This is a genomic window from Methylolobus aquaticus (assembly GCF_054172105.1).
Window position 1 is genome coordinate 278,004 of record NZ_JBSYXP010000007.1, and the last position, 11,037, is coordinate 289,040.

Genomic DNA, 11,037 nt, shown 5'->3' on the forward strand with positions numbered 1-11,037 from the left:
CGTTGAACACGCGCGCACTGGCGGCTGAAGTAACGCTGCGGGTTCTCGCCCACGGCGAATCGCTGTCCACGGCCCTTGCCGAGCATCTGCCCAGGCTTCCCGACCCGAAAGACCGGGCCTTCGTCCAGGCTGTGGCCTACGGCGTCTGCCGCTGGTACGGCCAACTCGATTTCCTGCTGGAACGGCTCGTTTCCAAACCGATCCGGGAACCCTATGTCCGCGCTTTGGCACTGGCCGGGCTGTTCCAACTCCGCCACATGCGGATCAAGCCCCACGCCGCGGTGGCCGAGACCGTTGCGGCGGCGCAGCGGCGCGCCGCTTGGGCCAAACCCCTGCTGAATGCGGTGCTCCGCAATTACCTGCGCCAGCAAGCGGCGCTGGATGAGGCCGTCGCCGAGAACCTGCTCGCACGCACCGCGCATCCCCGATGGCTGATCGAGCGCCTGGAACGCGACTGGCCGCAGGACTGTGCCGAAATCCTGCGGCAAAACAACCTGCCGGCGCCGATGACGCTGAGGGCTGATCGGCGCCTGACGACCCGCGAGGACTACTGCGAGGCGCTGCGGAGCGCGGAGATCGGTTGCGAACCGGGTTTGGCGGCTCCCGATGCCGTCATCCTGGAAAGACCGGTCCCCGTCGAACGACTACCGGGTTTTGCCGATGGCCGGGTATCGGTGCAGGACGAAGCGCCCCAGCTCGTCGCCGGCCTGATGGACCTGCAGCCCGCCCAGCGAGTACTGGACGTTTGCGCGGCGCCCGGCGGCAAGACCGTGCACATGCTGGAAACCTGCCCGGACCTCGCCGAGGTCGTCGCGGTCGATGTTTCGGCCGAGCGTGCGACGCTGATCCGGGAGAATCTGACACGCAGCCGCTGCGAAGCGCGCGTCGTCGTTGCCGACGCCGAAGCGAAACCTGCCTGGTGGGACGGCCAGACATTCGACCGGATCCTGCTCGACGCACCGTGCACCGCCACCGGTGTGATCCGGCGCCATCCGGACATCAAGCTTCTCCGTAAGCCGGAAGACGTGGCCCAAGCTGCCGCGCGGCAGCGCCGCATCCTGCAGCGCGTCTGGCCCATGCTCGCCGTTGGCGGCCGTCTGCTGTATGCCACCTGCTCGGTGTTGCGGGAGGAGAACGAACACAATGTCGCCGACTTCCTGCGAGAACACACCGACGCGCGGGAAGTCCCGCTGCCCGGGCTGAGCAATCGCCCGGTGGTCCATGGAGCCCAGATGCTGCCGGGCGATCGCGGCATGGACGGGTTCTATTACGCCCGCCTCCTCAAGCTCGGCTGATGGCATCCGCGCTCCGGCTGGCGGGATTCGTGCTGGGGTGCGCCTTGCTGAGTGGCCCGGCGCCCGCCGAGGAAGGCTTTGTGATCCGGAGCGCGGAACTGGTGCCGGTCGGGTCCGACTACGTCTTGAACGCCGAAATCCACTACGCCTTCTCCGCCAGCGCACTCGAAGCGCTGGACAACAGCGTACCGCTGACGCTGGCCATGAATCTGCGCGTTGAGCGCGTGCGTGCGCACTGGTGGAACGAAACGATTCTGGACCATCGCCACCAGCTCGAGATCCGCTATCACCCACTGGGACAGCTGTTCCAGCTGAACGTCGACGATAGAGGCAACCGGCAGAGTTTCACGACCCTGGCGTCCCTGCTGGACGCCATGGGCTCGATCCGCCGTCTACCGGTCATCGCGACCGACAGGATTCTGGCCGGCGAGCATTACGTGGCGGAACTGTCGGTCCGTCTGGACATCGAGACATTACCGCTGCCGCTACGTCCGACGGCCTACCTGTCACCGAGTTGGTACCTCAGTAGCCCGACATACCGATGGTCTTTCGCAAAATCCGACTGAAGCCGCCGCTGAGCCTGATCGTCGTCGTGCTGTTTGGCGCGATACTCGCGTCGCTGCACCTGATGAGCAACGCGACCCAGGACTCCTCGCAGCTCGGCGAGATCTACTCGAAGCTGCTGCTGATCAATACGCTCGGCTCGATCCTGCTGCTGGCGCTCGTCGTGGCGAATATCGTCTGGCTGGTCAAGCAGTTGCGGCGGCGCGCGGCGGGTTCGGCGCTGACCGCACGGATGGTGTTCCTGTTCCTGCTGCTAACGCTGACGCCGGCATCGATCGTCTTCTACTACTCGATGATGTTCCTGCAACGCAGCATCGACAGCTGGTTCGACGTGCGCATCGACCAGGCCATGGACGATGCGCTGAAACTCGGACAGGCCGCCGTCGACGAGCGCATCCGCGCCATTGCCAAGCAGACCGAACAGGGTGCCAAGCAACTGGAGCACGCCCCCTTGCCGGAAATGGCACTGCTGCTCGACGAAATCCGCAGCAGCGAAGAGAGCGACCTGACGATCTTCTCGAAACAGGGCCGCATCATCGCCTCGAGCAGCCCTCAGCCCAGCCTGATGATTCCCGACCTGCCCGACGCCGTCGTGCTGCTCCAGGTCAAACCCGGCAAGACCTTCACCACGCTGGAGCCGGGGCCCGACGGACACCTGCAGGTGCGGGCTCTGGCCCTGCTGGCGGACGATTCGGCTTACTTCCTGCAGGCAGTGCACCCTCTACCCCTGCGTCTATCTCAACTGGCCGAGACGGTCGAATCGGCTTACATCCAGATCAAGGAGCTCGGGTTCCTGCGCAATTCGCTCAAGCAGAGTTTTTCGCTGACCTTGTCGCTGGTGCTGCTGCTGAGTCTGCTCGCCGCGATCTGGGTAGCCTTCATCAGCATCCGACGCCTGGTCGCGCCAGTCCGTCATCTCGCACAAGGCACGCGCGCGGTTGCCGAAGGGCGTTACGAACAGCGACTGCCGGTCAAAGAGCGCGACGAACTCGGTTTCCTGGTGGAATCGTTCAACAGCATGACCGCCTCGCTGTCTCAGGCCCGCGACGAAGCGCACCGCTCGCGCATGGAGGTCGAACGCCAGCGCGCCTATCTGGAGACCGTTTTGGCGAATCTGTCGTCCGGGGTCATGAGCTTCGATGCACGCCTGCGCATCCTGACCGCCAATCACGCGACCGACTCGATACTGCACGCCACGCTGAGCCGTTCCGTCGGACTGTCGATGAGCTCGATCGAGCGCCACCACCCACATCTGGCCGATCTGCTGCGGGTGATCGAGAAACACCTGCGCGCCACCCGCAACGGCGTCTGGCAAGTCGAGGTCAGCTTGCCGGGGCCACAGGGAGCGCAGGAACTGCTGTGCCGGGGCACGCAGCTGTTCAGTCCGGATGGGACCTGGCAGGGTGCGGTCGTCGTGCTCGACGACGTGACCGCCCTTATCCAGGCACAGCGGCAAGCCGCCTGGAGCGAGGTGGCCCGACGCCTGGCGCACGAGATCAAGAATCCGCTGACGCCGATCCAGTTGTCCGCCGAACGCCTGAAAATCAAACTCGGACCCACGCTCGGAGAAACGGAAGCCGCGTTCCTCGAACGCTCGACCCGTACCATCGTGCAACAGGTGGAGGCCATGAAGACGATGGTGAATGCCTTCGCGGAATACGCCCGTCCGGCCGTCGCCCATATCCAGCGCGTCGAACTGAATGCACTGATCGAAGAGGTCGTTGCACTGTATCCGCCGCAGAGTGGTTTAGAATTTCATCTGGAGCTGGAGTCGCGGCTCCCGGCAACGCTTGCTGACCCGGGACGCATCCGGCAGGTGCTGCACAATTTGATCAAGAATGCACAGGAAGCGAGTTCCGGGAAGCCCGGTCTGGTCACGATCACCACCCGCAGCGTGGAAGGCGATGGCAACCGGCATGCCGAACTGCTGATTGGCGACAACGGGCCGGGTATACCGGCGGATCAGGCCGACCGCATTTTTGAACCGTATGTCACTACGAAATCGAAGGGAACCGGCTTGGGCCTAGCCATCGTCAAGAAGATCATCGAAGAGCATGGCGGTCAGATCCGGCTCGAAAGCGCCGAAGCCGGCGGTGCCGCATTCCTGATTCGGCTGCCCTCCGCCGCTCCTGCTCCACCCCATCCACTGCGCTCTGCCCTCGAGGCCCGCCATGATTAAATCGAAGATTCTGATCGTCGACGACGAACCGGATATCCGTCAGTTGCTATCGGAAATCCTCGAAGACGAGGGTTATCTCGTCAGCATCGCGGACAGCGGCAGCGAGGCGCGCAAGCGACTCAACGAACAGCGCCCCGATCTGATCCTGCTCGACATCTGGATGCCCGACGAGGACGGCATCAGCCTGTTGAAGGACTGGCTAAAGAATGGCTACCTCGACTGCCCGGTCATCATGATGTCGGGACACGCGACGATCGAGACCGCGGTCGAGGCCACACGCCTGGGTGCCCACGATTTCCTCGAGAAGCCGCTGTCCATGGCAAAACTGCTCGTGACGGTGGAGCGGGCACTGGAAGCCGCCCGGCTACGCAAGGAAAACATCGGCCTGAAACGACGCGTCGAACCGGTCCTGGAACCGATCGGCAAAAGCGCAGCGATGGAACGCTTGAGGGAACAGATCAAAAAACTGGCGCAGCATGATGCGCGGGTCTTGTTGGTCGGGGAGCCCGGCAGCGGCAAGGAAACCTTTGCCCGGTATCTGCACCAGATGAGCCCACGGCGCGAAGGGCCCTTCATTGATGTAGGCGTGGGTGCCTTCGCCCCGGATCATTCGGCCGTGGAGTTCTTCGGGCGGGAATCCGGCGGGCATATCCACCGGGGTTTACTGGAACAAGCGCACGCCGGCTCGCTGTTCCTCGACGAGGTGGCCGACATGGATGGCGACACCCAGTTGCGGTTGCTGAGCGCGCTCGAATCGCGCGCATTTTCGCGCATCGGCGGGAGCGACCCGATCAACGTCGACGTACGCGTGATCGCCTCGACGCGGAAAATGCTCGAGGAAGAGGTGCGGAATGGCGTCTTCCGCCGCGACCTGCTGTATCAGTTGAATGTGGTCACGCTGAAGATCCCGCCCCTGCGGGAGCACACCGAGGATATTCCGGAACTGCTGAGCTGGTACGTTGACTACTTCGTCAGCCGCGAGAAAATTCCCTTTCGGCGCTTTCCGGTGGCGGTGCAGAATTTCCTCCGCAACTACCCCTGGCCCGGCAACATCCGGGAACTCAAGAATCTGGTACAGCGGCTCATGATCCTTGGAGCGGGCGAGGAAGTCTCTCTTGACGAAGTCCGCTCTGCGCTGGGCGAATCCCTGAATGTCGCCAGCATCCAGGGGCAGCCGGACTTTTTCGGGTTGCCGCTCAAGGAGGCACGCGACAGATTCGAGAAAGCGTATCTGGAATACCATCTTGAGAAATACAGCGGCAATGTGGCTCGACTGTCTCAGGCGATCGGGCTCGAACGCACGCATCTGTACCGCAAACTGAACTCGCTCGGCGTCAACTTCAAGGATCGGCGATGACCCGGCATCCGGCACCTGACCAGGGGCCGCTGGCTTTCATCACTCATTCATGAAAATCATCATATTGGGCGCCGGCCAAGTCGGCACCAGCGTGCTCGCCAGCCTGGCCAGCGAACGCAACGACATTACGGTGGTCGACACCCAGTCGCATCTGCTGCGCGATCTCCAGGACCGCTACGACATCGGCATCGTACAGGGCAATGCCGCGCATCCGACGGTGCTCAAACGGGCTGGGGGCGAGGAAACCGACATGCTGATCGCCGTCACCAGCGACGACGAGACCAACATGCTCGCCTGCCAGATCGCCGACGCGCTGTTCAAGATCCCGAAGAAGATCGCGCGCGTCCGTGCCATCGAGTACCTGAGCTATCCCGAGCTGTTCGCCGGCGACGCGATACCGATCGACGTGGTCATCAGCCCGGAAAAGATCATCACGGAGTTCATCGAACGTCTTCTGGAATATCCCGGCGCATCGCAAATTCTCGATTTTGCCGACGGGAAGGTGCGCCTCGGCTCGGTGCGGGCCCTGCGCGGCGGACCATTGGTCGGGCGTGAGATCCGCGAACTGCACCAGCACATGCCGAACGTGCATGCGCGGATCACGGCCATTTTCCGCCAGGGCAAGGCGATCATTCCCAACGGGCGCGTGACGATCGAAGTCAACGACGAGGTCTTCTTCATCGCATCGAGCGAAGAGATCAAGGACGTCATGAGCGAACTGCGCGAATTGGAGAAGCCGTACAAGCGACTCATGTTCGCCGGCGGCGGTCATATCGGGAAGCGTGTCGCGCTGGCGCTGGAGAACGATTATCAGGTCAAGGTCGTCGAGAAGGATCCCAAACGCGCGAAGAAGATCGCCAGCGAGCTGACCAACACCGTGGTACTGCTGGGGGATGCGTCGGACAAGGAACTGCTCCTCAGCGAGAACATCGAGAATACCGATGTCTTCTGCGCGATCACAAACGACGACGAGGCGAACATTCTTTCCGCGATGCTGGCCAAGCGGCTGGGTGCGCGGCGGGTGATCGCGCTGATCAACAAGACCGCCTACGCCGACATCATCGATTCGCAATTGGTCGATCTGGTCATCTCGCCGCAGCAATCGACGATCGGCGCCCTGCTGCGCCACATCCGGCGCTGCGATGCGGCCCGGGTCTACTCGCTACGGCATGGCGCCGCGGAAGCGATCGAAGCCATCGCCCATGGCACGCCCGGTATCTCCAAAGTCGTCGGCATACCCATAGACCGGATCAAGATCCCGCCCGGCGTCGTGATGGGCGCGCTGGTGCGCGGGGATGAAGTGATCCAGGTCCATCACGACACCGTGATACAGGATGGCGACCACGTCATCATCTTCCTGCTCGACAAGAAGCTGATCCCCGTCATCGAACAGCTGTTTCAGGTCGACGATCTGTCCGCTCAGGCGCGGACCGCGTGAACGAAGCGCTGCGCGACTCGTGGAACGAGCGCTACATGGCGCGGCTGGCCGCACCCTCGGAGGCCTGCCGCGTGTTGGTCGACAATGCGCATTTGCTCCCGCGTGGCGGTGAGGCGCTCGATCTGGCCTGCGGAACCGGGGGCAATGCGCTGTTCCTCGCCCGACGCGGTCTGACGGTGTGCGCCTGGGACATTGCAGCGAATGCGGTGAACGCGTTGCGCAGCGCCGCCCGACAAGAGGCCTTGGCGATACATGCCGAGGCCTGCGATATCGATGCCGTGGTCTGGTCAACTGACCGCTTCGACGTCATCGTGGTCTCGCGTTATCTGGACCGGGCGCTTGCGCCCCACTTGTGCGACAGTCTCCGGCCGGGCGGCCTACTGTTTTACCAGACCTTCACGGCGGCCAAGCTGGACGCGACCGGACCGCGAAACCCGGCTTTCCTGCTGGGCGAGAACGAACTGTTCGCGCTGTTCGGGAGTCTGAAGGTTCGGTACTACCGGGAGGACAACCGCTGCGGAGACCTGGCGGCCGGGCTCCGCAACGAGGCCTATTTCGTTGGACAAAAGCCGGCGGCGGAGCATACCGCGGCCGTGGAGGATACATGACCACGATCCGTTCCCTGAATCCCGGAAACGCCTGGCGGCAAATCCAGGCTGAAGCCGGCAGTGTTTTGATCGACGTCCGCGACCCGGTGGAGTTCGCCTTCGTGGGACACCCTGTCGGGGCGATCAATGTCCCCTGGAAGATGGCACCCGACTGGCGCCGCAATCCCCAGTTCATCGAACGCGTGCGCCAAGTTGGCGGACCCGAGACGCCCCTGTTCCTGTTGTGCCGCAGCGGTCAACGCTCGCTGGACGCTGCTAACGCGCTGGCGGAATCGGGCTACCGCAACCTGACCAATATCGAGGAAGGGTTCGAAGGTCCGCTGGACGCCAACGGACACAGGGGCACTCTGGGAGGCTGGCGCTGTGCCGGCCTGCCCTGGGAGCAGAGCTGAGTCCCGACATTCGGGAATCTTGGCGATTCGAGGGGTTCCATCGAACGGCTGTAACGGGAGGCGGGTATCAATCCGGGATATCCAACAACTCCCGGAAGACCCGATGCATACTGCCGCTCTCACTGTCGTCGTTCCAACCCGCAACGAGGAGCGCAACCTCCCGCGTTTTCTCGCATCGCTGCCGCGGGACCTGCCCTTGATCGTCGTCGACGCGAGCACCGACCGGACGGCGGAACTTGCGGTCGCACACCGGCCAGACCATACCCTGGTGATCAGATGCCGCTGCCCCATTGCGGAGGCCCGGCAGATTGGCGGCGAGGCAGCACGCACCGAATGGGTGTTGTTCACCGACGCCGATGTCGTGTTCCCGCCCACGTTCTTCTCGCGTCTGGCGCGCCAACTGCGCGACGCCGACTGCGTTTACGGCAGCAAGCTATCGCGCGACACGTATCGGCATTATTACCGTGCCTTCAGTCAGGGTCAGCGGCTGTTGCACTCTTTCGGGATTCCCTCTGCCACCGGCTCGAATCTCGCGTTGCGCCGGCGGGTACTGCTGGAGGTTGGCGGCTTCGATCGTCAACTCGTTTGCAACGAGGATTCGGAACTGGTCTGGCGCGTCAAGCGGGCCGGTTTTCGGACCCGCTTCGCCGGCGATACGCCGGTTTATGCCACGGACCATCGACGGCTGCGGCAGGGTCGGTTGCGAAAAACCGCCCACTCGCTGCTGCGTTGCATGCTGTTGTATGCCGATCTACTCCCGCCGGCCTGGCGAGCGAGTGACTGGGGCTACTGGTCGCGACAGCGGCCCGACTGAACGGAAGGCGTGCTGGTAACCCGAGCCTTCGCGGGCGCCGGGGTTGACGGCGACCAGCGCCGCCTCCCACAGGCAGCCAACGGGACCTCGTACGCCCCCGCGTTTGTTCTTGACCCACGCTCGCTGTTATGATTAGCAGTTTTTCCTGACTCCCTACCCGGCACCCTTCCCCATGTTGGAACACTTACGCAATATCGCGATCATCGCGCACGTCGATCACGGCAAGACCACGCTGGTCGACAAGCTCCTGCAGCAATCCGGCACCTTCGCGGCTCACGAACGACTCGAGGAACGGGTCATGGACTCGAACGCCCTCGAAAAGGAGCGCGGGATCACGATTCTGGCCAAGAACACCTCGCTTAACTGGCGGGATTACCGGATCAATATCGTCGACACCCCTGGCCACGCCGACTTTGGCGGCGAAGTGGAACGCGTGCTGTCGATGGTCGATTGTGTGCTGTTGCTGGTCGACGCGGTCGACGGCCCGATGCCCCAGACCCGCTTCGTCACGCAGAAGGCCTTCTCACTTGGCCTCAAGCCGATCGTCGTGATCAACAAGATCGACCGCCCGGGCGCACGCCCTGACTGGGTCGTGGACCAGACCTTTGACCTGTTCGACCGCCTGGGCGCGACCGAGGAACAGCTGGACTTTCCGATCGTCTACGCCTCGGCATTGCACGGCTACGCGGGCTTCAGCCCCGACATCCGCGAGGGCGACCTGACGCCGCTGTTCCAGACCATCGTCGACAAGGTCCATCCGCCCGCAGTCAACCCTGAGGGCGCCTTCCAGATGCAGATCAGCAGCCTGGACTACAACACCTACGTCGGCGTGATTGGTATCGGCCGTGTACAGCGCGGCCGCATTCAGTCGAACACGCCGATCACGGTGATCAGCCGGGACGGCAACAGCCGCAATGCCCGGATCCTCCAGATCCTTTCCTTTCGGGGCTTGCAACGGGTCGAGGTCGGCGAGGCCGGAGCGGGGGATATCATCGCAATCACCGGCGTGGAGACGCTCGACATCTCCGACACGCTGTGTGCACCCGACACGCCCGAGGCGCTGCCGGCGCTGGCCGTCGACGAGCCCACAGTCAGCATGACCTTCCAGGTCAACAAGTCGCCATTCGCCGGCCGGGAAGGCAAGTTCCTCACCTCCCGACAGATTCGGGAGCGCCTCCTGCGCGAGTTGAAGCACAACGTGGCACTGCGGGTCGAAGAGACCGAGGATCCCGACAAGTTCAAGGTCTCTGGCCGGGGCGAACTGCACCTGTCGATCCTGATCGAGAACATGCGGCGCGAAGGCTATGAACTCGGCGTATCGCGTCCCGAGGTCATCCTGAAGGAGGTCGATGGTGAGACCTGCGAGCCCTACGAGTTCGTGACCCTTGAGGTCGAAGAAACCCATCAGGGCGCCGTCATGGAAAAGCTGGGCTCGCGCAAGGCGGACCTCCTTAGCATGCTTCCCGACGGCCAGGGCCGCGTGCGCCTCGAGTACATGGTGCCATCACGCGGACTGATCGGCTTTCAGACCGAGTTCCTGAGCACGACTTCCGGCAGCGGGCTCTTCTATCACGTATTCGACCACTACGGTCCGATGAAGAAGGGCGACCTCGGCAGCCGGACCAACGGTGTGCTCATCTCGAACGTCGAAGGCAAGGCCCTGGCGTTCGCGCTGTTCAATCTACAGGAAAGGGGGCGCCTGTTCGTGGAACATGGCGTGGATGTCTATGAGGGGATGCTGGTCGGCATTCACTCGCGATCAAACGATCTGGTCGTGAACCCGACGAAGGCCAAACAGCTGACGAATATCCGCGCCGCGGGCAGCGACGAGAATATTCTGCTAACTCCACCGATCCGCTTCAGCCTGGAGCAGGCACTGGAATTCATTGATGAGGACGAGTTGGTCGAGGTCACCCCGAAAACCATTCGTCTCCGGAAAAAGCTGCTGCTCGAACACGAGCGCAAGAAGGCTTCGCGTAGCGCCGCTGCCGCCGAGGGCTGAGACACGCTCGCTCCCCGCACCCGACGCAGACCCTGCTGAGCTACAGCTACCGGTTCAGCAGGGCTGCCGCCGGGATAACCGGCACCGCTCAGATCCATCCCGCCAAGCCCGGAAGAAGGGCATCCGGCCAACCCTACACCCACCCCCGCTCGCTCCCATGGCCGGCAGCCAACGGAGACGCGGTCCCTTCGCTTGGCTCACGTGAAGACCAAGACCGCCGCGACCACCAGCCGTCCGGCTTTTCCCGCGGGCGATCATCGCTTACCTCTCCACTCGCCCCAACACCTCTCTCTGCTTGAGCAAGCTTTTGGGCATAAAAAACCCCCGGGGGGCTTGCGCCCACCGGGGGTTCAGGTCACCCCGCCCGTCGCCGGGCGGTGTGCGCCGT

9 protein-coding genes are annotated in these 11,037 nt (G+C 63.3%); all 9 read left to right on the forward strand.

The window, feature by feature from the left end:
- Window positions 1–2 precede the first annotated feature (2 nt).
- Window positions 3–1,295: a 16S rRNA (cytosine(967)-C(5))-methyltransferase RsmB gene (gene rsmB, locus ACW73L_RS11980; RefSeq protein WP_498922258.1), complete on the forward strand. Its 1,293-nt coding sequence runs from the start codon at window positions 3–5 to the stop codon at window positions 1,293–1,295.
- Window positions 1,295–1,861: a DUF4390 domain-containing protein gene (locus tag ACW73L_RS11985; RefSeq protein WP_498922260.1), complete on the forward strand. Its 567-nt coding sequence runs from the start codon at window positions 1,295–1,297 to the stop codon at window positions 1,859–1,861. The genes rsmB and ACW73L_RS11985 overlap by 1 nt, the downstream gene beginning before the upstream one ends.
- Complete coding sequence (locus ACW73L_RS11990; protein ID WP_498922262.1) at window positions 1,837–4,038, forward strand: sensor histidine kinase; 2,202 nt, start codon at window positions 1,837–1,839, stop codon at window positions 4,036–4,038. The genes ACW73L_RS11985 and ACW73L_RS11990 overlap by 25 nt, the downstream gene beginning before the upstream one ends.
- The gene (locus ACW73L_RS11995) at window positions 4,031–5,395 is read left to right on the forward strand and encodes a sigma-54-dependent transcriptional regulator (RefSeq protein ID WP_498922263.1); all 1,365 of its coding nucleotides are present in this window, start codon (window positions 4,031–4,033) and stop codon (window positions 5,393–5,395) included. The genes ACW73L_RS11990 and ACW73L_RS11995 overlap by 8 nt, the downstream gene beginning before the upstream one ends.
- A 49-nt stretch (window positions 5,396–5,444) precedes the next feature.
- Entirely contained in the window at window positions 5,445–6,833 is a 1,389-nt protein-coding gene (gene trkA / locus ACW73L_RS12000; RefSeq protein WP_129884966.1) for a Trk system potassium transporter TrkA, read from the forward strand.
- Window positions 6,830–7,441 (forward strand): class I SAM-dependent methyltransferase, encoded by a 612-nt coding sequence (locus tag ACW73L_RS12005; protein ID WP_498922265.1) that lies wholly within the window; start codon window positions 6,830–6,832, stop codon window positions 7,439–7,441. The genes trkA and ACW73L_RS12005 overlap by 4 nt, the downstream gene beginning before the upstream one ends.
- Window positions 7,438–7,833, forward strand: a complete 396-nt coding sequence (locus tag ACW73L_RS12010) for a rhodanese-like domain-containing protein (RefSeq protein WP_498922266.1) — start codon at window positions 7,438–7,440, stop codon at window positions 7,831–7,833. The genes ACW73L_RS12005 and ACW73L_RS12010 overlap by 4 nt, the downstream gene beginning before the upstream one ends.
- Before the next feature lie 103 nt (window positions 7,834–7,936).
- Window positions 7,937–8,647 carry a glycosyltransferase family 2 protein gene (locus ACW73L_RS12015; RefSeq protein WP_498922268.1) on the forward strand — a complete coding sequence of 237 codons (711 nt, stop codon included), beginning with the start codon at window positions 7,937–7,939 and terminating at the stop codon, window positions 8,645–8,647.
- Window positions 8,648–8,819: 172 nt separating this feature from the next.
- On the forward strand, window positions 8,820–10,649 hold the full coding sequence (gene typA, locus ACW73L_RS12020; RefSeq protein WP_498922270.1) for a translational GTPase TypA: 1,830 nt from the start codon (window positions 8,820–8,822) through the stop codon (window positions 10,647–10,649).
- The last annotated feature ends 388 nt before the right edge of the window (window positions 10,650–11,037 follow it).

Coding starts and splice junctions, on each gene's coding strand:
- ACW73L_RS11985 (WP_498922260.1), top strand. CDS start 1,295: ATGGCATCCGCGCTCCGGCTGGCGGGATTCGTGCTGGGGTGCGCCTTG.
- ACW73L_RS11990 (WP_498922262.1), top strand. CDS start 1,837: ATGGTCTTTCGCAAAATCCGACTGAAGCCGCCGCTGAGCCTGATCGTC.
- ACW73L_RS11995 (WP_498922263.1), top strand. CDS start 4,031: ATGATTAAATCGAAGATTCTGATCGTCGACGACGAACCGGATATCCGT.
- trkA (WP_129884966.1), top strand. CDS start 5,445: ATGAAAATCATCATATTGGGCGCCGGCCAAGTCGGCACCAGCGTGCTC.
- ACW73L_RS12010 (WP_498922266.1), top strand. CDS start 7,438: ATGACCACGATCCGTTCCCTGAATCCCGGAAACGCCTGGCGGCAAATC.
- ACW73L_RS12015 (WP_498922268.1), top strand. CDS start 7,937: ATGCATACTGCCGCTCTCACTGTCGTCGTTCCAACCCGCAACGAGGAG.
- typA (WP_498922270.1), top strand. CDS start 8,820: ATGTTGGAACACTTACGCAATATCGCGATCATCGCGCACGTCGATCAC.